Raw genomic sequence first — 22,287 nt, forward strand, 5'->3', positions numbered from 1 at the left:
GCACGGAAGGAAAGACATGCACCACCTCATCAACTTCAAAAATTTCTCGGATGCCCAGATTGAGTTGTTAAACCCAGTGACATTGCTCATTGGGCGCAACGGGGCCGGCAAGAGCAATGTGATTGAAGGCGTAGAGCTCTTAGCCGAATTGGCGCAAGGGCGGTCCTTGCATGAAATCAGCGACGTGGGTCGCGGCGGAGGCAGCACATTTGAAATTCGGGGGGGGTTGAGGAATTGCCCTCGAAGAGAGCATGCGGGTTATGACCCGATCAATGAATTGATAGATCCTGGGCAACTGACATTGAAGTTCACCGCGCATGTCAAAGGTCTGCCTGTCGAGTACACCATCAGTGTCGCCGCAGGCAATTCACCTCACATCGTTGAAGAGAGACTGATTTGGGGCGAGCGAACGCTTTTTGCAACAGCGGGACGATTTACCCGTGAAAGTGACGACATCATTCAGGTCCAATTTGATAATTTCGCAAAGGGTAGCAAGAAGCCCATCCGTGCATTGACGGCGCAGGTTTCAACTTTGTCGCGGTATGAAACATTGCCGACATCCAATAACAAGACGTCGGATCAAGCTTTGTTCGTAGTGAATGGCATCCGTAACCATTTAAAACATGCCTATGTTTTCGATCCGCACCCCAAGCGCATGCGTGACTACGAAAACATTGGCCAAACCCAGCTTTTCCGTGACGGGGCAAATTTGGCTTCGGTGCTTTATGGTTTGAAGCTATTGGCTGATACGGATGTTTCACCAGAAGATTTGAAAAAGAATCCTATGGTGTCAGTTGTTCGGCAACACAATGCGAGAGCATCATTCGATTTGATTTTGCAGAGAATTCGGCAATTGCCAGAGGACTCTTTCACGGATTTTGTTTTCGAAAAAACCAGTTTGGGCGAGGTCGGTTTGGGTTTTCGATACAGCGATCAATCGGTGCTCAGTTCGCGCCAAATGTCAGACGGCACATTGCGAGCCTTGGCCATCTTGACGGCCTTGGAAACTGTGCCAACAGGCTCACGTTTGGTTGTTGAAGAAATTGACAATGGCATCCACCCAGCCCGCGTAAAGGTGCTCATGGACGCTGTCTGGGAGACCGCAGAGCGTCGCAAGCTCAATGTATTGGCCACCACACACAACCCCGCCACCCTTGATCAACTCAGTGATGAGCAAATCAAATCGGTGGTGTTGTGCTTCTATGACCCCGCTGTGGGCGCATCCCGGTTGCTCCCTATTCCAGACCTCCCGGCTTCTGAGTCAATGCTGGAGCAAGGGCGTTTGGGGGAGTTGATGACCCAGCAGGTGCTGGAAAAACACGTGCAACCGGGCTTTGCTGAACAGCGAGCCGAGCGCGGATTGCAATGGCTCCAAAAAATTCAAGAGGCCAACAGAAAGTTTGTGCTGTGAGCAAGCAGGCCAAATCCAATCCATCGGTGAGTGTTGTGCGCTTGATTGTGGTGGACACTTCTTATTTGTTAGAACTGTTTCAAGTGCCCGATTGCAGCAGTGATCGCGCTTACGTCCCGATTTTTCAACGGTTTGAAAATGCCCGACGTATGACCGATCAGTTGCAGGTGCCTTTGCCTGTTTTGTTTGAGTTGGGTAACCATGTCGCAGATGTGAAAAATGGACAAGAGAGAAGACGCTTGTCCGCCATGTTGGTGGAGACCGTAGACATCTGGCTCTCGGGCGAAACACCTTTGACGATTGTCTCGTCCATGAACGATGCCAGAACCGTTCAGGACTTCCGTGATGCGGTCACGGGATTGACCCAAGAATTTAAAACCTTGGCCCCTGATCGCCAAGGTTTGACCAATGCGGCCATTGCACTGGAAGCCAAAAAATTGCGTGACAAGCACAAAAACAGCTCATTGAAAACATACCTGGTTCACATCTGGACCACCGACAAAAAATTAAAAGCACTTGAACCCGACGCCGAGGCCAATGCCTTCGTTGGTGTTTGATGCTGTGCTGAAAGAAAACCTATGCCCGAAATCGTCTTCAAAGGCAAAGAATATGTGTACAACCACCACCTGACAGTGCCTTATCGGCCGCTGGTGGTGGACAAGGCCAAAGGGATCGGGCCGGGGGACTTGAACAGCAGCCTGGTCATTCACGGGGACAACCTGCACGCGCTCAAGGCCTTGCTGCCGCGCTATGCGGGCAAGGTGGATTTGGTGTTCATTGACCCGCCTTACAACACCGGCAACGAGGGCTGGTGCTACAGCGACGGGGTGAACAGCCCCATCATGAAAGAGTGGCTGAGCACCAACCCGGTGGACGGCGAGGACATGCTGCGGCACGACAAGTGGCTGTGCATGATGTGGCCGCGTCTGGTTCTGCTGCGTGAGCTGATGGCGGACAACGGCTCGATCTGGATCACGCTGGATGACAACGAGGTGCACCACGCCCGTGACATGCTGGACGAAATTTTGGGTGCTGATAATTTTGTGGCGACTTGCATTTGGCAGAAGAATTACGCCCCCAAGGGAACAGCTCAGTTTTTCAGCGAAGACCATGACTATGTACTGGTCTATGCCAAAGACAAGAAGATTTGGCGGCCGAATTTGTTGGAACGCACCGAGGACATGGATGCTCGCTATTCCAATGCCGATAACGACAAGAATGGCCCTTGGAAGTCGAGCGATTTGTCGGCTCGTAACTTTTACAGCGAAGGCACTTACTCGATTGTTTGCCCAAGCGGGCGGGTGATTGATGGCCCCCCGCCGGGAAATTACTGGCGCGTCAAAGAATCTAAATTCAAAGAAATGGACGCTGAAGGTCGTATTTGGTGGGGTGAGTTTGGAAACAATGTGCCATCTATCAAGCGTTATCTTTCCGAAGTCAAACAAGGCCGCACCCCCCAAACCCTCTGGTTTTACGATGAAGTCGGTCACACCCAAGACGCCAAGAAAACTCTGATCGAAATGGGCATGCTCAAGGGCGAAGAGTCCACCATCACGCCCAAGCCGGTGGCTTTGCTGGAGCGCATTTTGGAGCTGGCCAGCCATCCCGAATCCATCGTGCTCGACAGCTTTGCCGGCAGTGCCACCACCGCCCACGCCGTGCTCAAAGCTAACGCCAAAGACAACGGCAACCGCCAGTTCATTCTTGTGGAGGGCGAGGACTATGCCGATCGCCTGACCGCCGAGCGGGTGCGCCGCGCCATCCAGGGTTATGCCTGGGTGGGCACGCAGCGCGAAACGCTGCTGGAAGAAAAGATCAATTTCACCCAGTTCAAAAAAGCCGCCGACTGGTTGGCCAAGGTCGAGGCGATCAAACAGCGCGAGGGTTTTGTTGAGGAATCGACACAACTCACACTGCTGCGACCTGGGGCAGAAATTCAAATGGGCATCCCTATGCAAGATGCGACATTGAAAAATACAGGTCAAAAGCGTTTTGACAAGATCAACGTGGAGCTGAAAGACGGCTTGCTGCGGGTGGAGGGCGAAAAGAAAGTCTCTGAACGCGCCGAAGGCCTGGGCGGCGAGTTCACCTATTGCACGCTGGGCGATCCGCTCAACATCGAGAAGATGCTGTCCGGCGAAAACTTGCCCGCGTTTGAGGCCTTGGGGGCCTGGCTGTTCCACACCGCCACGGGCGGCACCTTGCCACCCACCCCCAAAAAAGCCCCGCGCTTTTATCTGGGCGAGGCGGCCGATGCCCATGTTTGGCTGGTCTATGAGCCGAACCTGGCCTTCCTCAAGTCGACCGAGGCGGCGCTCAACCTGAGCCGGGCGCAGGCCTTTGCCCAGTGGGGCGCGGACAAGGGCGATGGCAAAAAACACCTGGTGTTTGCCCCGGCCAAGTATTTGAGCAACAAGCAATTGGCCGAGAACCGCATGGACTTTGCGGCGCTGCCCTTTGCTTTGCTCAGGGGGTGGTGAAATGGCTTTTTCTCAGAGTACGAAGCTGCAGTTAGACAAGTTTACGCAAGCCCTGGCGACGCTGAAAGAAACGGCTCAGGACAGTGAAGACCGCAAGACACGCGATTCGCTGTTGCTGCGCTTTGTCTACACGTTTGAAATGGCTTGGCAAGCCATGCGGGCCGTGCTGCAGGACAAGGGGGATGTGGAAACCCCGAGGGTGGCGTTTGCCGCGTTGGAGACGGCATTCAAGATGCGCTACATCACTGATGAGTCCTTGTGGGATCGCTTGCGCAAAGGGCGCAATGGGGTGAGCCATGCCTACGACGAAGACATGGCCATCGGCCTGGCCGCCATGGTGCGCTTGGATGCCATCCCGGAGTTCGAGCGTGTGCTGGCGCATCTGCAGGCGCAAGCATGACGGCCGTGGTTTCCAATGCGGTGATCGACTTTGGCTTGGGGCCGGAACTCACGCTGCAACTGCATGAGGTGTTTGGACGCTTTGTGGGGTTGGAGCGCGTGTGGGTGTATGGATCGCGCGCCCGGGGCGACCATCGCCCGGCGTCGGACATTGATCTGATGGCGGATGCGCCCGATTGGAGCGCACAGGACTTCACCGCGCTTTGGGCGGCTGTGGACGATTTGCGTTCGCTCAGAGGCATTGATTTGAGCCATTGGCAATCGACTTTGAGCGATGGCTTCAGGCAGCAGGTGGAAAAAGACCGGCAGGTCTTTTGGCAGCCGCGCCGAGCCGCGGTGAGCTTGCCCCGTGCACTGGGGTTTGACGATCTGAAAGACTTTCAGGCCAAGTCACTGCTCAAGCTCGATGCCTATTTGGCCGAGTTGCGCAGCGCCCGCGCCGATTCTGATCAGGCTTTGGCGGCCATGGCGCAGGTCAAGGCCATGGAGAAGATGAGCGATGCCAAGCAGTCCCTGGCCGATTTCCCCAAGTCGGCTTGGCAGGCCTTGCACGACGCGCGTGCTTTGCCAGAGGCCTATGCCGAGCGCCCGCATTCCAGCCGCTTTGACGGGGCTGGCCGGGCCATTCCGAATGTATGCCTGAAGGTGCCCACGGGCGGCGGCAAGACGCTGCTGGCTGCGGCCAGCGTGGGAAAGGTGTTTGAGGGGTATTTGCGCCGGTCTACCGGCCTGGTGCTGTGGGTGGTGCCCAACGAGGCGATTTACCGCCAGACCCTCAAGACGCTGTCCAATCGCGACCACCCTTACCGGCAAATGCTCAACGTGGTCGGGGCAGGGCGGGTGAAGATTTTGGAGAAAGACTCGCCGCTGTCGCGCCTGGATGTGGAAAGCCACTTGTGCGTGATGGTGCTGATGCTGGCTTCGGCGGCGCGGCAGTCCAAGGAGACGCTGCGATTTTTCCGGGACCGGGGCAATGTGCAGGGCTTTTTGCCGTTCGAGGACGACATCGAGGCCCATTGGGCCTTGCTGGCCGATGTGCCCAACCTGGATGTGTATGGCAGTGTTTGGGCTGACGGATCGGGCAAGGATTCGGGCGGTATGCAGGCGCGCCAAAAGGGCAGCATTGTCAAAAGCTCGTTGGGCAATGTGATGCGGCTTGTGCGCCCGATGGTGGTGATTGACGAAGGGCACCACGGCTACACCGACAACGCTTTGCGCACCATTGACGGGTTCAACCCGTCCTTCATGCTGGAGTTGTCGGCCACGCCGCGTGTGGTAGAGGCGGGCGCGTCAGGCAGCAAAGCGGCGGGTGCGGTGTCGGGTTCCAACATTTTGGTGGACGTGCGCGGCACCGATCTGGATGCCGCCGAGATGATCAAGCTGCCCATTCATGTGGACGTGCGCGCTTGGGCCGACTGGCAAAGCTGCTTATCGGCCAGCGTGGACCAACTCAATGCGCTGGCCCGACAGGCCGAGGTGCTGCAGGGCGAGACGGCGCGCTACATTCGGCCGATTTTGCTGGTGCAGGTGGAGCGCACGGGCAAGGACCAGATCGATTCAGGCTTCATCCATGCCCAGCATGTGCGCGAGTTTTTGGCGCAGATGGGCTTTGCCGAGACCCAAATTCGCGAAAAAACCAGCGACAAGGACGAATTGGGCGACGAGGATTTGCTCTCGCCCACCTCGCAGGTGCGGGTGATCATCACCAAGCAGGCCTTGCAAGAGGGCTGGGATTGCCCCTTTGCCTATGTGCTGTGTTCGCTGGCAGCCAGCAAGGGCAAGCGGGCGCTCACGCAATTGGTGGGGCGGATTTTGCGGCTGCCCCATGTGGCCAAAACGGGGCATGAAGCGCTGGACGCTTGTTATGTGTTTTGCCATGACATTCAGACCGGCGAGGTGGTCAAGGCCATCAAGCAGTCGCTGGAGACTGAAGGCATGGGCGACTTGGCCATGGCGGTGCGCGGCAATGGTGGTTCGGGGCCGGATGCCCCGCAGGTGCGCCAATTGACGCGGCGCGAGGGACTGGCGCATTTGCGTTTGTTTTTGCCCACCGTGACATGGGCCGAGCCTGGCCAGCCCCGGCGCAAGCTGGTGTACGAGAGCGATGTGCTGGCCCGCGTGCCCTGGCAAGACCTGAACCCCGATACCTTGGCGGTGGGCTGGAAACCCAGTCAGTCGCTGCGCATGTCGGGCAGCGAGGCCCGCTTGATGGTGGATTTGACGGTGTTGCAAGACGTGCAGGCTCCGTTGCGCCGGGCGCGCAGCGATTCGGCCGAAGCCCTGACTTTGGACCGTGGGCAGCTGGTACGGGCTTTGGTCGATATTGCCCCCAATCCCTGGCTGGTGTGGGGCTGGGTCGATGCGGTGGTGCAGCGCTGTTTGCAGACCTGGGCCGAATCGGCGGTGGCAGCGTCGGCGGCCACGTTGATTGAGCGGTTGCGGGTTGAGCTGCAGGCCTGGCGTGACGAGATGGCACAGCAGGTGTTTGAGGGGTTGACGGCACAAGGGCGCATCGAGTTTCGTTTGCGGGCGGATGCCACCGATTACGAATTGCCCAGCCACGACGAATGGCTGCAAACCGGCAAGGCCCACAAGCTCACCCGCAGCGATGGTTTGACCGATGTACAAAAGAGTCTGCTTGTGCCTGCCTTGCAAACGCCCGATATGAATGACTTTGAGGCGGCTTTTGCAGGCTATCTGGACGAGCAGGCCGCCTTGCGCTGGTGGCACCGCAATGTGGCCAAAACCCAATACGGCTTGCAAGGCTGGCGCAGGCACAAGGTTTACCCAGACTTCGTGTTCGGCTTTTTGAGCGAGGGCAACGAAGCCCGCCTGGTGCTCATGGAAACCAAGGGCCTGCACCTGGACAACGAGGACACGGACTACAAACAAGCGCTTTTGGACCGGCTGACAGAGGCTTTTTGCGATGAACGCTTTGCGCAGGCGGGTGACTTGGCGCTGGAACAAGATGGCCGCACGCAACTCGAATGCGGCTTAGTTTTTGACCGCGCATGGCGTGCGGACATCGACCGACGCTTTTTTGGGCACAACTGAAGCCCGTTAGACTTCAAACCAATTTTTTTCAATAAAGAGACCCATGGCGACCACCGAACAACTCCTCCAAGCCCTGCAAGCCGTCATTGACCCGAACACGGGCAAAGATTTTGTTTCCACCAAAACCCTGAAAAACCTGCAAGTCGAAGGCGGCGATGTCGCCTTTGACGTGGAGCTGGGCTACCCGGCCAAGAGCCAGATTCCCGGCATTCGCCAGGCCTTGATTGCCGCCGCCAAAGGCGTGGCGGGTGTGTTCAACGTGTCGGCCAACGTGACCAGCAAGATCACGGCGCACGCCGCCCAGCGCGGTGTGGCCCTGCTGCCGCAGGTCAAAAACATCGTGGCTGTGGCCTCCGGCAAGGGTGGCGTGGGCAAAAGCACCACCGCCGTGAACCTGGCCCTGGCGCTGGCGGCCGAGGGGGCCAAAGTGGGCCTGCTGGACGCCGACATTTACGGCCCCAGCCAGCCCATGATGATGGGCATCGAAGGCCGCCCCGAGAGCGAAGACGGCCAGACCATGGAGCCGCTGGAGAACTACGGCGTGCAAGTCATGTCGATTGGCTTCCTGGTCAACGCCGACGAAGCCATGATCTGGCGCGGCCCCATGGCCACCCAGGCGCTGGAGCAGCTGCTGCGCCAGACCAACTGGAAAGAACTCGACTATTTGATCGTGGACATGCCCCCGGGCACGGGCGACATCCAGCTGACGCTGAGCCAGCGCGTGCCCATGACGGGCGCGGTGATCGTGACCACCCCGCAGGACATTGCCCTCTTGGACGCCAAAAAAGGCGTGAAGATGTTCGAGAAAGTCGGCGTGCCGATTTTGGGCTTGGTCGAAAACATGGCGGTGCATGTGTGCACCAATTGCGGCCATGTCGAGCACATCTTTGGCGCTGACGGCGGCAAGAAAATGGCCGCTGAATACGGCATGGATTACCTCGGCGCACTGCCGCTGGACATGCAAATTCGCCTGCAGGCCGACAGCGGCAAGCCCACCGTGGTCTACGACCCCGACGGCGAAGTGGCCCAGATTTACAAAGCGGTAGCCCGCCAGGTGGCGGTCAAGATCGCGGCCAAGGCCAAAGACTTCTCGTCCAAGTTCCCGACCATCAAGGTCAGCAAGGACACCTGAGCGCCAAGTCACGGCCGCCCGGCCAGGCAGCCGGGCGGGCCGTGAACCCTGGGTTTCTTGGGATACCCACTGTAAAGAGTCCATAGGTATTCGTTGTTATCATGCGTCCAGTATCAAAGGCGTCATGTGAAATACCTCCTTTTACCCATTTTTTGGATTCGTCAAACGCTTCAGCGCTGGCCTTTGTGGTGGCTGGGCCTCCTTTTGGCGGGCGTTTGCCTGTGGGTGGTGCTCTACACCTACCAGGCCAGCGAGCGTATGGTGCGCCAATACGCCACCGAAAGTGCGCAGGCCCATGCCGTGAGCCTCACGCAATTTCGCAATTTCTACACCGATCAGATCGTGCCCCGCGCCATGGAGGCGGGCGTGCATGTGACGCACGACTATAAAAATCGGAAAAATACACTGCCTTTGCCTGCCACCTTGACGCTGGATTTGGGGCATTACCTGTCCAAGGTGGATGGCGGCACCCAGGTGCGGCTGTACAGCGAAAAGCCCTTCCCTTGGCGCGTGCAAGAGCGTCAACTCGATGACTTTCAACGCCAGGCCCTGCAGCATCTGAAAGAAAAGCCGGATGTGCCTTTTGTGCGCGAGGAGATCCTCAACGGCGAGCGGGTATTGCGCTACGCCCAAGCCGACCGCATGACGCTGCGCTGCGTGGCCTGCCACAACAGTTACCCCAGCTCACCCCGCACCGACTGGAAAACCGGCGATGTGCGTGGCGCCCTGGAGGTGGTGCTGCCCGTCTCGCAGTGGCAAACCACCAGCACTGGCATCCTCAACCGCACCTTTGTGGTCCTGTTGGCGGTGCTCTTTTTGGGTCTGCTGCTGGTGTGGTGGACGGTGCGGCGATTCCGCCAGGCCTTGCTCACGTCGCGCAAATTGTCGACCGAGCGGCGTGCGGCGATTGAGCAGCTGAGCGAAGAAATCAACGAGCGCAAGCAAATAGAGCGGCAAATGCGCTTGAGCGAAAGCAAGTTGCAAAGCATTTTCAAGTCGGTGCCCGAGGCCATTGTGGTGGCCGATGCCCAAGGTTTGATCGTGCAGTGCAATGCCGCCACCGAGGCCATCTTCGGTTACACCTCCGAGGAGCTCAACGGCCAGAAACTGGACATGCTGATGGGACCCGAGGATGGGGGGCGGCATGACGATTACATGCAGACCTACCAACGCACGGGTGAAAAGAAGATCATCAACCAGCCGCGCGTGCTCCATGGTCGTCGCAAAGATGGCCAATTGTTCTCGCTGCGCCTGACCATCAGCGAGATGCGGGTGGACGAGGAGGTGCATTTTGTCGGGGTGATGCAGGACTTCACGGCCATTGAAAATGCCCAGCGGATGCTCATCGAGGCCAAGGAAAAGGCAGAGCAGGACAACCGCATGCGCGGTGAATTCCTGGCCAACATGAGCCATGAAATCCGCACCCCCATGAACGGCATCGTGGGCATGACCGAACTGGCCATGGACACCCAGGACAAGGCGGCGCAAAAGGAATACCTGACTCTGGCGCGCGACTCGGCCAACCACTTGCTGCACATCATCAACCAGATTCTGGATTTTTCGAAAATCGAAGCCCAGGCGTTGGAGCTGGAGCTGCTCAAGGTCAGTCCGGGTCAATTGATCCACGACACCAGCCGTTCCCTGGAGCAGTTGGCCCGTGTCAAGGGCATCGATCTGCAGGTGGACATTTCAGCGGCGGTGCCCGAATGGGCCTGGATGGATCCGGTGCGCATGCGCCAGGTCTTGACCAACCTGATTGGCAATGCCATCAAGTTCACCGAAGTCGGTGCGGTCACCGTGGCCGCGCAAGCCGTGCCCGGCCAGGACGCGGACCACTGCGTGTTGCGCATCAGCATCACCGACACAGGCATTGGTTTTGATCCGTCTCGCACGGCGGCGCTGTTCAGCCCCTTCACCCAAGGCGATGGCTCGGTCACGCGCTCGTTCGGGGGCACGGGCCTGGGCCTGGCCATCACCCGTCGACTGGTGCATTTGATGGGCGGTGAAATCAGCGCCAACGGGCAGCCCGACCTGGGCGCTTGCTTCACAGTGACCTTGCCGGTCGAAAAAACCAGTTTGGATGCCGACGACCAAAGCGCAGCATCTGGCCAGACCTCGGACCTGAGTTTGAGCCCGGTTTACCAAAAACCGATCTCGGTGTTGCTCGTGGAGGACCACGACATCAACCGCAAGCTGGCCGAGATCATGCTGCAGCGCATGGGTTACCGTTACGTCTCTGCCTGTGATGGTTTGCAGGCGCTGGATGTGCTGGAGAAAGACCGATTCGACGTGGTCCTGATGGACGTGATGATGCCGGTCATGGATGGCATCACCGCCCTCAAGCTGCTGCGTGAGCGGGAGGCTGAACAAGGCCGAAGAACCCGCGTCCTCATGGTCACGGCCCACGCCATGACCGGTGACCGTGAGCGTTTCCTGGGGGCGGGGGCGGACGGCTATGTGTCCAAGCCCATGTCACAGGCGGCGTTGCAAAAGGAAATTGAGCGGGTGCTGAATGTGCCCCATGCTGCTGAGGGCGACGCACCGAACTGATTTTTGGTTGGCTGATGAGGGCCCCCAGCGCAAGACAGCGCTGAGGGGGATTCGCTGATGCTTGGCGGCGTCAGCTTTTTTGGCCGGCCCGCATGAGTTGACCCGGCAAAGCGCCAGTGGCTTGCTGGTTTTCAAAGATGGGCTGGCCAGCCACCAAGGTGGCGATGTAGCCATCGCAGCGCTGGGTCAGGCGCCGCCCGCCTGCGGGCAGGTCGTACACCATTTCGGGGGCGTACAGGCGCAGTTTGTCGTAGTCGATGATGTTGATGTCGGCTTTCTTGCCCACTTGCAGTGTGCCCCGGTCCTGCATGCCGTAGAGGCGGGCCGTGTCATGTGTCTGGCGCTTGACCATGGCTTCCACGCTGAATGTGCCGCCCCGGGTGCGCGAACGGCTCCAGTGCGTCAACATGAAGGTGGGCATGCTCACGTCGCAGATGTAGTTGCAGTGCGCGCCGCCATCCGACAGGCTGTTGACGGTCACATCGGTCTGCAGCCATTCTTGCAGGTGGTCCAGATTGCCGTAGGAGTAGTTGAAGCTCGGGTAATAGAGCATGGCCATGCCATCGCGTTCCATCATCAGGTCATAGACGATTTCCAGGCCGCTGCGGCCCTGGGCTTGCATCATGGCCTGCACGCTTTCGCTGGCTTCGGGCTCGTAGTCCGGGTTGTCGGCCAGGCGGTAGATTTTGTGGAAGTTGCCAAACATGGTGCGCATGCGCTCGTCGGTGCGCAGGCGTTCGCCGGTCAGGATGGACTGGCGTACTTCAGGCTGGCGCAGCCGTGCGATGCGCTCGGGCCAGGGCAGCTTGGCGATCTCCAGATAGACCGGGCTCACGATGAAGGGGTGCAAGCTGCTGTGCCACGAAAACAGCAGGCCCACAGGGCGGCCGCAGATGCCGCCATACAGGGGGATGTCTTGTTGGTGGGCGTCTTTCAGGGTGCCCAGAATCTCTTTCCACAAATCGGGTGCCGGGTCGGTTTGCTGCAAGTTAAAGAGCACGGGCAGCTTGTTTTTGAGGGCCAGATTGCGCATCCACGGAATCTCGTGGTGCATGGAGATGTGGTTGGACGTCATCTGAAACACGCCGTGACCCACCTCGCCCAGCACTTGGCCCAGGGTGGAAATTTCTTCGCCCGTGGCAAAGGTGCCTGGCGGGTATTTGCGCTGGTCGTATTTGTGCAAAAAGGTGCGTGAGGTGGAAAAACCAAACGCGCCAGCCTTGAGCGCCTCGCGCACAATGGCGCACATCTCGAACAGGTCGTCCGGTGTGGTCTCATCGTGCTGGATGCCGCGTTCGCCCATCACATAGGCCCGCACGGCCGAGTGGGGGATTTGCGTGGCGATGTCCAGGGCCTTGGGGCGGCGTGCCAGGGCATCCATGTATTCGGGAAAGCTTTCCCAATCCCACTGGATGCCTTCGGACAGCACCGCACCGGGGATGTCCTCCACGCCCTCCATGACCGAGATCAGCCAGTCGCGCTTGTCGGGCTTGACCGGGGCAAAGCCCATGCCGCAGTTGCCCATGACCACGCTGGTCACGCCGTGCGCCGTGGAGGGTGAGAGGTAGGGGTCCCAGGTGGCCTGGCCGTCGTAGTGGGTGTGGATGTCGATCCAGCCGGGTGTGACCAGGGCGCCTTGGGCGTCGAGGGTGCGGCGGGCTGGGCCTGCCTTGCCACCCACCTGGCTGATGACGCCTTGGTCGATGGCGATGTCGCCTGCTTGGGCGGGTGCGCCGGTGCCGTCAATGAGGCTGCCGCCGCGAATCACGAGATCGTGCATGGGGAAATTCCTGTGGTGATGGGGGAGAAGTTCAGTCGAGCTTGAGGTTCAGGCGTTTGATGACGGCACCCCAGCGTTCGTGGTCGCGCTTGACGATGCGGGCAAACTCTTCAGGTCCAGCACCGCTGACTTCATTGCCCTGGGTGGTGATCATTTGGCTCACCTCGGTCGATTTCAAGGCGCGGCCCATGGCGTCAGAGACTTTTTTGGCCAGGGCAGGCGACATGTTGCCAGGGGCAAAAAAGCCCTGCCAGCCCACAATGTCGATGCCCTCCACCCCAGCCTCGGTCATGGTGGGCAAGTCGGGCAGGACACTCAAGCGCTTGTCGGCAGCAACCGCCAGGAGCTTGAATCGACCCGCCTTGGCGCCCTCCACAGCGGTGGCGGTGCCGTCAAAGTAAAACTGCACATCGCCTGCCATCAGGGCCCGTGTGGCGTCTGGCGTGCCTTTGTAGGGCACATGCACCATCTGGGTGTTGCTGCGCATCATCAGCATTTCGGCATTCAGGTGCGAGGTCGAGCCCTGGCTGAAGGAGGCGAAGTTGAGTTTGCCAGGGTTGCTGCGTGCAAAGTTGAGCATGTCGCGCACCGAGTTGAAGGGCGACTCCTTGTTGACCACCAGCACTGTGGCGGAGCGGGCCACTTGGGTGATGGGCGTGAAGTCCTTGAACGGGTCGTAGGGCAGTTTGCTGTACAGATGCGGGTTCTGGGTGTGGGTGACCACGATGGTGTACAGCAGGGTGTGACCGTCGTTGGCCGCGCGTGCCACGTCCTGTGCACCGATCAGCGTTCCCGCGCCGGGCTTGTTGTCCACGACAAAGTTGCCGCCGGTGTCTTCGCTCAATTTGCGCGCAATCGTGCGGGCCAGCCCATCAGAACCAGAGCCGGCAGGGAACGGCACCACGATGCGCACGGGTTTGCCGGGTGTGGGCCACTGAGGCTCCTGTGCCATGGCCGGTGCACTGCTCACGCCCCAGGCCAAGAGCATCAGGGCCGTCAATTGCCGGCGAACTGGTTGCAGCGATTCGTTCTTGCGAAAGTTCATTTTTGTCTCCTGTTGTGGTGGTGGGATGGCTGGCCAAGGACGCCGTGATCAAAGCCGTGGGCTGTCACCTGCAGCGCATCAAAGCTCAGCTTAGAGGCTTGCAGTGTTAAAAACAATTGCAAAATAATATGAAGCAATTGACTATTTTTTATGTTGAACCTCAAACGCTTGGAACACCTGGTCGTCATCGCGCAAGAGCATTCGTTCTTGAAGGCTGCCCAGCGCTTGCACCTGACACCCCCGGCGCTGACCCGCAGCATCCAGACGCTGGAGAGCACTTTAGGTCTGGCGTTGCTCAACCGATCCCATGAGGGGGTCAGCCTCACCGATGCGGGCCAGCTCGTGGTGCAGCGGGCCAACCGTCTTTTGGGGGATGCGCAGAACCTCAAAAATGAAGCAGACCAGTTGCGCGGCGTGCAGACCGGGCAGGTGAACTTCGGGGTCGGGGTTTTTCCGGCTGCGGCTTTTTTGACGGGGGTCTTGATCCACCAGGCCCGCGAGCGTCCGGGGCTCAAAGTCCAGGTGGACATTGGCAGCTGGCAGAGGTTGTTGGGCAAGCTCGAACGCCATGAACTCGATTTTGTGGTGGCCCTGACCCAGAGCTTGCCGCCGCCGCAGGATTTTCAGATTCAAGCCTTGCCCAGCCAGCGGTTTGCTTTTTTTGTCCGAACGGGGCATCCCTTGTTGGCGATGGGCGCGGTCAGGCAGTTGGCGGCTTTTCGGACCTATGGTTTGATGGGGCCCCAGCTGCCGCGCAAGGCCCAGGAAAACCTGTGCGCTTTGTACGGCATCGAGGATGTGCAGGCCTTGCCCATGGCGCTGGTTTGTGACGAGATCCATGTGCTGCAAGCCGTGGTGGCTGCCAGTGACCATGTGTTGCTGGCCACGCACGAGGGCATGCACAGCTGTCTGACACAAGGGCGTGTGCAGGTCTTGCGCCACGTGCAGTACGCACAGGCCCAGCCAGTCGGTATTTCTGTGGTTCACCACCGCCAGCGCAGCTTGTCCCCGGCGGCGGCCTGGTTTGTCGAGTTGATCGGCCAGTCTCTGAGCGGTCAGTGGCCGCCTGAGGGCTAGCCCGCCCGATCAGACTTGCGCGGTGGTGCGCCCGGGCCCCATCAGGGTGCGGCCTTGGGCAGGATGCCCGGCCTGAAATTGACCAGCAAGGCCAGCAAAGTCAGCAAGATGCCCGCCCACTGCCAAGCGGTGATGACCTCTTGCAAGGCGAAAGCCCCTGCAGCCAGGCCGACCACCGGCACCCCCAGGCTCAAAGGCGCCACCTGGTTGGCCGGGTGGCGTTTGAGCAGACCTGTCCACAAGGCGTAAGCGATCACGGTGGCAAACCAGCCCAGGTACAGCACACTGGCCCAGCTGAGCCAGCTCACTTGCGCCAGGTGCGCCCAGCTCAAAGGCGGGTCCAGTTGCCAGCTCAGCAGCATGAAGGGCAGGATGGGCAAGGCCGAACTCCACACCACAAAGGCCACCGGGTCCAGGCTTTGGCCTGGTTTGCAGGCCTGCTGGGCTTGGCGTGCGACGATGTTGGACGCAGCCCACATGGCCGCAGCAGCCAGGTTCAGGGCCAGTCCCGCCCAGGTCACGCCCACCGATGAGCCCGCCAGGATGCCCAAACCAAAGCAGGTCAGCGCCAGGCCCCCCAGGCCCAGGCTGTACCTTTGGTGGCGGGCCAGTTTTTCTTGCAACAGGACCAGGCCGAACAGCGCCGTGAAAAACACCTGGGTTTGCATCAGCACCGAGGCCAGCGATGCGGTCATGCCCACCTTGAGCGCCAGGAACAGCAAGCCGAACTGCCCCAAGCCCTGGCACAAGCCATACAACACCACCCACTGCCAAGGGATGGCAGGCGGGCGGATGAGCAGCAGCAGTGTCAAAGCAGCCGCCATGTAACGACCAGCGCCCAGCTGCAAAGGCGTGAAGTCTTGCAGGCCGAACTTCATGGCCACAAAGTTGGTGCCCCATATGGCGATCACGCCCAAGGCTGCGAGGTAGTCTTTGGATGTGAAGGGTGAAGCAGAACTCATGCGGGCAGGTGTCTCGAAAAACCAGGCTCGCAGCCGTGTGAGAGCCAAAAAAAGCCACGGTGTGCTGAACGTGGCATCGCATGATAAGGACACGTCTGCCCAAGACCTGAGCCTTGGGCGACGCCCGCCTCAGGGTGCGTTCTTTTCCAGATCGCGCAAGCGAAAGCGCTGGATCTTGCCCGTGGCGGTCTTGGGCAACTCGGCCACAAACTCGATGAAACGCGGGTACTTGTAGGGGGCCAGGCGCTCCTTCACGAACGCCTTGACCTCGTCTTGTGTCAGGCTCTGGCCCGCCTTCAGCACGATGAAGGCTTTGGTCTTGGTCAGGCCGTCGGTGTCTTCCTTGCCGATCACGGCGGCTTCAAGAACAGCGGGGTGTTGCACCAGCGTGGACTCGACCTCAAAAGGCGATACGTAAATGCCGCTGACCTTGAGCATGTCGTCGTTGCGGCCCGCGTAGGTGTAGTAGCCGTCGGCATCACGCGTGTATTTGTCGCCGCTTTTGGTCCAGACGCCCTGGAAGGTGTCGCGGGTTTTCTCGCGGTTGTTCCAGTACATCAGGGCGCTGCTGGGGCCCTGGATGTACAGATCGCCAATCTCGTCGTGGCCAGTGACCACGCTGCCATCTTCGTTGCGCAGCTGCACTTCGTAGCCGGGTACTGCTTTGCCGGTGGTGCCGTAACGCACGTCGCCCGGGCGGTTGGACAAGAAGACATGCAGCATTTCGGTCGAGCCAATGCCGTCGATGATGTCGCAGCCAAAGTGCGCAGACCAGCGCTCGGCAATGTCGCGGGGCAGTGCCTCGCCCGCTGACGAACACAAGCGCAAGGCCACTTGGCTTTTGGCAGGTAACTCAGGGTTGGCCAGCATGCCGCCGTAGCCGGTGGGCGCACCATAAAACACGGTGGGCTGATGCTGAACCAGGCGTTTGAAGGTGGCTTGTGGGGTGGGGCGCTCGGCCATCAGCACCACCGTGGCCCCCACACTCAGCGGGAAAGTGAGCGCGTTGCCCAGGCCGTAGGCAAAGAACAGCTTGGCAGCCGAGAACACGGTGTCGCTTTCTTGCAGGTTCAGCACCCCTTGGCCATACAGCTCGGCTGTCCAATACAAGTTGCCCTGGCTGTGCACGGTGCCCTTGGGTTTGCCGGTGGAGCCCGACGAATACAGCCAAAAAGCCGGTTCATCGGCCAGTGTTTGCGCGGGCAGCACCGGGGTGTTTTGCGCCACAAAGTCGGCCATGTTGAATTGGCCCTGTGCCAATGCTGTGCTTGGGCGTGAAACGACCACTTGGCGCACTTCTGTTTTGACCAGATCCATGGCCGCTTGCAGCGTGGGCAGCAAGGCCCCCGAGACCAGTGCGGCTTGCGCCCGGCTGTTGCTCAGCATGAAGGCATAGTCTTCGGCCGTCAGCAAGGTGTTCACGGCCACAGGTACCACGCCCGCATAGAGCGATCCCAAAAAGGCCACCACCCAATCGCTGCTGTCTTGCATGAGCAGCAGCACGCGCTCTTCGCGCCGGATGCCCATGGCCTGCAGGCCACCTGCAAAGCGGCGGATCTGCTCGGTCAGTTCGCCATAGGTCAATGTGCCCACATCGTCGATCAGGGCGGTTTTGGCTGCGCGCCCGGCGTTGGTGGCGATCAGGTGTTGGGCAAAGTTGAAGTCGGTGCTGGGGGCGGTCACAGTGCGTGTCATGTTTTGTCTCCTCGGGATGTCCAGTCGGTGCAGATGTAATTTTGCGTGTCAGGTTTTTGTGGGAGGTCGCCCCTGCGACCGAATGTGGGTTTCATCAGCATTCGGCCGCAGGGGTGGTCTCCTACAGGGTCACAGGGGCAAGGCTGCGCCTTGAGCCGCCAGCGCATCCAGCGCCAGTGAGCTGCCCTGCACCGCTGTGCGGCGGTGGTAGAAGTTGAGTGCCCGCAGGCCCCCCAGCTCTTCGCCGCCTCCAGCGCGGCCGGGTCCGCCGTGCAGGCTCATGGGCATCACGTTGCCGTGGCCACTGTGCAGGGCGGCCACGTCGGGCGAAATCGCATGCACCCGGCCGTGGCTGCTGGCCAGCTCGACCGAAGCTTGTGCGGTGAAGGCCGGGTCTTCGCTGTAAACCGAGCACACCAGCGAGCCTTCGCCGCGGCGGATCATGGCGTAAGCCTCTTCGATGCTGTCGTAAGGCATCAGGGTGGATACGGGGCCAAACACCTCGACCGCGTGCAGCACTTGGGCGCTCATGGGCGACTCGGTGCCCAGCAATACCGGGGCCACACAAGCGCTCGATGCGTCGGCGTCCACCAGACCCGCTCCGCTGCCGTCAAACAGCACGGTGGCTTCGGTTTTGAGCTGGGCCAGCCCTGCCAGCACGCTGGCTTTTTGTTCCTGGCTCACCAGTGCGCCCATGCGCACGGCCTCGTTGCGCGGGTTGCCCACGGTGGTTTTGGAGAGCTTGGCCCCGATGGCCAGTGCGGCGGCTTTGTAAAGCGAGCGGGGCACAAAAACGCGGCGAATCGCGGTGCACTTTTGGCCCGACTTGACGGTCATTTCGCGCGCCACTTCAGCCACCAGCAGCTTGAAGGCTTCGCTGTCGGCTGTGGCGGTGGGCGAAAGAAGGGCGCTGTTGAGGCTGTCGGCTTCGATGTTGCAACGCACCGACAGCTCGGTCACTGCGCGGTGGCTGCGGATGATTTGGCCGGTCTCGGCCGAGCCGGTGAAGCTCACCACGTCAAAGGCCTGCAGTTGGTCCATCAGGCCTGCGGACGAGCCGCAAATCACCGACAAAGCGCCCACGGGCAGCACGCCCGCGTCGACCACGTCTTTGACCATGCGCTGGGTCAGCCAGGCGGTGGCCGTGGCGGGTTTGATGATGACCGGCACCCCCGAAAGCAGGGCGGGTGCGGCTTTTTCCCACAAGCCCCAGCTGGGGAAGTTGAAGGCGTTGATGAACAGCGCCACGCCGCGTGTGGGCACTTGAATGTGCTGGGTCTGGAAAGCCGGGTCCTTCGCCATGCGGATGCGCTGGCCGTCCAGCAGCAGCGTCGCATCGCCCAGGGCAGCGCCTTGTTTGGCGTAGTAGCCCAAGGTGAAGATGGCACCGTCGATGTCCACGCCCGAGTCTTTGGCCACGGTACCGCTGTTGGCGGTGGCAATCTCGTAGTACGCATCGCGGTTGGCCTGCAGCACTTCCACGATTTCGGTGAGCAATGCAGCGCGCTGGCCGTAGCTCAAGGCGCGCAGGGCCGCGCCGCCTTGTTCGCGGGCAAAGGCAAAGCCTTCTGCCAGGTCGATGCCGCTGCTGGACACGCGGGCCAGTTCGGTGCCCAGCACAGGGTCAAACAGGGGCGTGCCTGCGCCCGTGCCGGTTTGCCAGCGGCCTGCGAAAAAGTTGGGGAGCAAAGCAGTGGTCATGTGAGAGTTCTTTTCGGGTGTGCCCGGGGGCGCTGTGTGGGTGTTGACATGCCGTGACATGCAACAAAAAACTGTTCCGAGGGTTCAGTTGGCGGTATAAACACGGGTTGATGCATTATTTTGCGTGTTTGAGAGTATGCAATAAAGTGCATGTTTTGGGCTTGTTGAAATTAAAGGGTTTTCCCTAGGTTTTGGATGAAAGTTGAGCATGGCAGCACAAGAAGAATCGGTGCAGGTGGAGACAAACACGTCAGAGGCCGACAGCAAGCGCAGTCCGTTTCTGGAATCGCTGGGCGAGCGCGTGCGCACGCTGCGCTCGCGCAAGGGCATGACGCGCCGCGCCGTGGCGGTGGCGGCCGACGTGTCTGAACGGCATCTGGCCAACCTCGAATACGGCACGGGCAACGTGTCGGTGCTGGTGCTGCTGCAAGTGGCCCATGCTTTGCAATGCTCGCTGGCCGAGTTGTTGGGTGATGTGACCACCACCTCGCCCGAGTGGCTGTTGATCCGTGAGTTGCTGTCCAAGCGCAGCGAAGCCGATCTGCGCCGTGCCCGCGTGCAGCTGGGCGAGATGTTTGGCGAAGGTGGCAATGCGCAAGAACGCAAGAACCGCATCGCCCTGATCGGTTTGCGTGGCGCTGGCAAAACCGCGCTGGGTCAGCGCCTGGCGGACGATTTGGGTTTTCCCTTCATTGAGCTGAGCCGTGAGATCGAGCAATTTGCCGGTTGCCAGATCAGCGAGATCCACAACCTCTATGGCGCCAACGCTTACCGCCGTTACGAGCGCCGTGCGCTCGAAGAGGCGATCCAGATTTACCCCGAAGTGGTCATCGCCACGCCGGGCGGCTTGGTGTCGGATTCGGCCAACTTCAATCTGCTGCTTTCGCACTGCACCACCGTGTGGTTACAAGCCGATGCCGCTGACCACATGGGTCGAGTAGCGGCGCAGGGGGACATGCGCCCGATGGCGGGTAGCCGCGAAGCCATGGATGACCTCAAGCGCATTCTGGAAGGGCGAGCGGCCTTCTATTCCAAGGCGGACATGGCCATCAACACCAGTGGGCGGAATGAAGACCAGGCCTTTGCGGCCTTGAAGTCGTCGGTTCGCCAGCATTTGACCTTGCCGGTTTGAAGGGTGGAAGAAAAATGCATTTCCTAGGGTAAATACCAGGTAAATGAATTAAAGTGCATGTTGCAAGGTTGGTCAACCTGCAATAAAATTCAACGCAACATGCAGTGAAATGCATTTTTTGACCCTAATCAAGATCCACCTTCTTCAACGGAGACACCCACATGACGCAAGCTTTCCAGGTTGACTACCAAACCAACCCCTCGCAATACAAACACATCAACCTGGCCTTTGATGGCGAGATCGCGACCTTGTCGATCAACATCAACGAAGACGCAGGCATTCGCCCTGGCTACAAACTCAAGCTCAACAGCTACGACTTGGGTGTGGACATCGAGTTGCACGACGCGCTGCAGCGCATTCGTTTCGAGCATCCCGAAGTGCGTTCGGTGGTGGTGACCAGCTTGAAGGACCGCGTGTTCTGCTCTGGCGCCAACATCTTCATGCTGGGTGTGTCCACCCACGGCTGGAAAGTGAACTTTTGCAAGTTCACCAACGAAACCCGTAACGGCATCGAAGACTCCAGCAAGCACGACGGCCTGAAATTTGTCGCCGCTCTGAATGGTGCTTGCGCTGGCGGCGGCTACGAGCTGGCCCTGGCTTGTGACGAGATTGTGTTGGTCGATGACCGCTCCAGCGCCGTGTCGCTGCCCGAAGTGCCTTTGCTGGGTGTGTTGCCCGGCACCGGTGGCCTGACCCGCGTGACCGACAAGCGCCATGTGCGCCACGACCTGGCCGACATCTTCTGCACCAGCGTCGAAGGTGTGCGCGGTCAAAAAGCCGTGGACTGGCGTCTGGTCGATGCGATCGCCAAGCCTGCTGTGTTCAAAGAAGCCGTGCAAACCCGTGCCAAAAAACTGGCCGCTGGCAGCATCCGCACCGCAGGTGTCAAAGGCGTGGAATTGACCCCGCTGAACCGCACCATCGCATCTGACGCCCTGACTTACACCAATGTCACCGTGGAGATCGACCGCGCCAAGCGCATCGCCACTTTCACCGTCAAAGCCCCTGCCACGGCCCAGCCCACTGACATCGCGGGCATCGAAGCCGCAGGCGTGAACTGGTGGCCGCTGCAGATGGTGCGCGAACTGGACGACGCCATCTTGCACATGCGCACCAACGAACTCGACATCGGCACCTGGGTGCTCAAAACAGCGGGCGACGCCGCTGCGGTCTTGGCTTCTGACGCAACCTTGCTGGCCCACAAAGACCACTGGTTGGTGCGTGAAACCATCGGCCACCTGCGCCGCACCCTGGCACGCATGGACGTGACCTCGCGCAGCCTGTTCGCCCTGATCGAAGAGGGGACATGTTTTGTCGGCACACTCGCCGAGCTGGCGTTCTGCGCCGACCGCGCCTACATGCTGGCGCTGCCGGACGATGCCGCCAAGGCCCCCAAGATCCAGCTGAACGAAATGAACTTCGGTTTCTTCCCCATGGTCAACGACCAGACCCGCTTGCAGCGCCGCTTCTACGAAGAAGTGCCCGCCATGGAAGCCGCGCGCGGCGCCATCGGCAAGGCCTTAGACGCCGATGCAGCCTTGGCTTTGGGTTTGGTCACGGCTGCACCCGACGACATCGACTGGGCCGACGAGATCCGCCTGGCCTTGGAAGAGCGTTCGTCCATGTCGCCTGACGCCTTGACCGGTCTGGAAGCCAACCTGCGTTTCGCTCAGCAAGAGAACATGCTGACCCGCATCTTCGGCCGCTTGACCGCCTGGCAGAACTGGATCTTCCAGCGCCCCAACGCTGTTGGCGAAAAAGGTGCCCTGAAGGTCTACGGCAAAGGCGAAAAAGTCAGCTTCGACCTGAACCGCGTTTGATGTTTTTGCGTTGTGCAGTGCGGTGCCCGGTGGTCCGCTCTGCAACCGA

Annotated in this window: 15 protein-coding genes; 10 read left to right on the top strand and 5 right to left on the bottom strand. The window is 60.0% G+C overall.

What is annotated here, in order from left to right; translation table 11 throughout:
• The first annotated feature begins 16 nt into the window (after positions 1-16).
• The 7 genes from QZ190_RS09305 to QZ190_RS09335 all read left to right on the top strand — a co-directional run bounded on the left by QZ190_RS09305 (position 17) and on the right by QZ190_RS09335 (position 11,026).
• Complete coding sequence (locus QZ190_RS09305; RefSeq protein ID WP_291915483.1) at positions 17-1,411, top strand: AAA family ATPase; 1,395 nt, start codon at positions 17-19, stop codon at positions 1,409-1,411.
• Complete coding sequence (locus QZ190_RS09310; RefSeq protein ID WP_194945614.1) at positions 1,408-1,968, top strand: hypothetical protein; 561 nt, start codon at positions 1,408-1,410, stop codon at positions 1,966-1,968. The genes QZ190_RS09305 and QZ190_RS09310 overlap by 4 nt, the downstream gene beginning before the upstream one ends.
• 21 nt (positions 1,969-1,989) lie before the next feature.
• Positions 1,990-3,891, top strand: a complete 1,902-nt coding sequence (locus QZ190_RS09315; RefSeq protein WP_291915484.1) for a DNA methyltransferase — start codon at positions 1,990-1,992, stop codon at positions 3,889-3,891.
• A gap of 1 nt (position 3,892) precedes the next feature.
• Positions 3,893-4,291: an HI0074 family nucleotidyltransferase substrate-binding subunit gene (locus QZ190_RS09320; protein ID WP_291915485.1), complete on the top strand. Its 399-nt coding sequence runs from the start codon at positions 3,893-3,895 to the stop codon at positions 4,289-4,291.
• Positions 4,288-7,344 carry a DEAD/DEAH box helicase family protein gene (locus QZ190_RS09325; protein ID WP_291915486.1) on the top strand — a complete coding sequence of 1,019 codons (3,057 nt, stop codon included), beginning with the start codon at positions 4,288-4,290 and terminating at the stop codon, positions 7,342-7,344. The genes QZ190_RS09320 and QZ190_RS09325 overlap by 4 nt, the downstream gene beginning before the upstream one ends.
• Positions 7,345-7,387: 43 nt before the next feature.
• Positions 7,388-8,476, top strand: a complete 1,089-nt coding sequence (apbC, locus tag QZ190_RS09330; RefSeq protein WP_291915487.1) for an iron-sulfur cluster carrier protein ApbC — start codon at positions 7,388-7,390, stop codon at positions 8,474-8,476.
• A gap of 126 nt (positions 8,477-8,602) precedes the next feature.
• A complete protein-coding gene (locus QZ190_RS09335; RefSeq protein ID WP_291915488.1) occupies positions 8,603-11,026 on the top strand; it encodes a response regulator in 2,424 nt (807 codons plus the stop codon).
• A gap of 70 nt (positions 11,027-11,096) precedes the next feature.
• On the opposite strand, the gene QZ190_RS09340 is transcribed toward QZ190_RS09335, so the two are convergent.
• Together QZ190_RS09340 and QZ190_RS09345 are read right to left on the bottom strand one after the other, a co-directional pair.
• Positions 11,097-12,806 carry an amidohydrolase family protein gene (locus QZ190_RS09340; RefSeq protein ID WP_291915489.1) on the bottom strand — a complete coding sequence of 570 codons (1,710 nt, stop codon included), beginning with the start codon at positions 12,804-12,806 and terminating at the stop codon, positions 11,097-11,099.
• A 31-nt stretch (positions 12,807-12,837) separates the two neighbouring features.
• Complete coding sequence (locus QZ190_RS09345; protein WP_291915490.1) at positions 12,838-13,851, bottom strand: tripartite tricarboxylate transporter substrate binding protein; 1,014 nt, start codon at positions 13,849-13,851, stop codon at positions 12,838-12,840.
• A 150-nt stretch (positions 13,852-14,001) separates the two neighbouring features.
• Between QZ190_RS09345 and QZ190_RS09350 the strand changes: the two genes are divergently transcribed.
• Positions 14,002-14,928: a LysR family transcriptional regulator gene (locus QZ190_RS09350; protein WP_291915491.1), complete on the top strand. Its 927-nt coding sequence runs from the start codon at positions 14,002-14,004 to the stop codon at positions 14,926-14,928.
• Between the two features lie 41 nt (positions 14,929-14,969).
• On the opposite strand, the gene QZ190_RS09355 is transcribed toward QZ190_RS09350, so the two are convergent.
• From QZ190_RS09355 to QZ190_RS09365, 3 genes are all read right to left on the bottom strand, one after another.
• Positions 14,970-15,890, bottom strand: coding sequence for an EamA family transporter (locus QZ190_RS09355; protein WP_291915492.1), 921 nt, complete (start codon positions 15,888-15,890; stop codon positions 14,970-14,972).
• Between the two features lie 129 nt (positions 15,891-16,019).
• Positions 16,020-17,585: a benzoate-CoA ligase family protein gene (locus tag QZ190_RS09360; protein ID WP_291915493.1), complete on the bottom strand. Its 1,566-nt coding sequence runs from the start codon at positions 17,583-17,585 to the stop codon at positions 16,020-16,022.
• Between the two features lie 129 nt (positions 17,586-17,714).
• Positions 17,715-19,286: a 3,4-dehydroadipyl-CoA semialdehyde dehydrogenase gene (locus QZ190_RS09365; RefSeq protein WP_291915494.1), complete on the bottom strand. Its 1,572-nt coding sequence runs from the start codon at positions 19,284-19,286 to the stop codon at positions 17,715-17,717.
• A 208-nt stretch (positions 19,287-19,494) separates the two neighbouring features.
• On the opposite strand from QZ190_RS09365, the gene QZ190_RS09370 reads away from it, so the two are divergent.
• Positions 19,495-20,418 (top strand): helix-turn-helix transcriptional regulator, encoded by a 924-nt coding sequence (locus QZ190_RS09370; protein WP_291915495.1) that lies wholly within the window; start codon positions 19,495-19,497, stop codon positions 20,416-20,418.
• 161 nt (positions 20,419-20,579) lie between these two features.
• On the top strand, positions 20,580-22,238 hold the full coding sequence (boxC, locus tag QZ190_RS09375; RefSeq protein WP_291915496.1) for a 2,3-epoxybenzoyl-CoA dihydrolase: 1,659 nt from the start codon (positions 20,580-20,582) through the stop codon (positions 22,236-22,238).
• Positions 22,239-22,287 lie beyond the last annotated feature (49 nt).

Origin of the sequence: Limnohabitans sp. (assembly GCF_017848645.1) — a bacterium.
In the GTDB taxonomy this organism is placed as follows: Bacteria; Pseudomonadota; Gammaproteobacteria; order Burkholderiales; family Burkholderiaceae_C; genus Limnohabitans_A.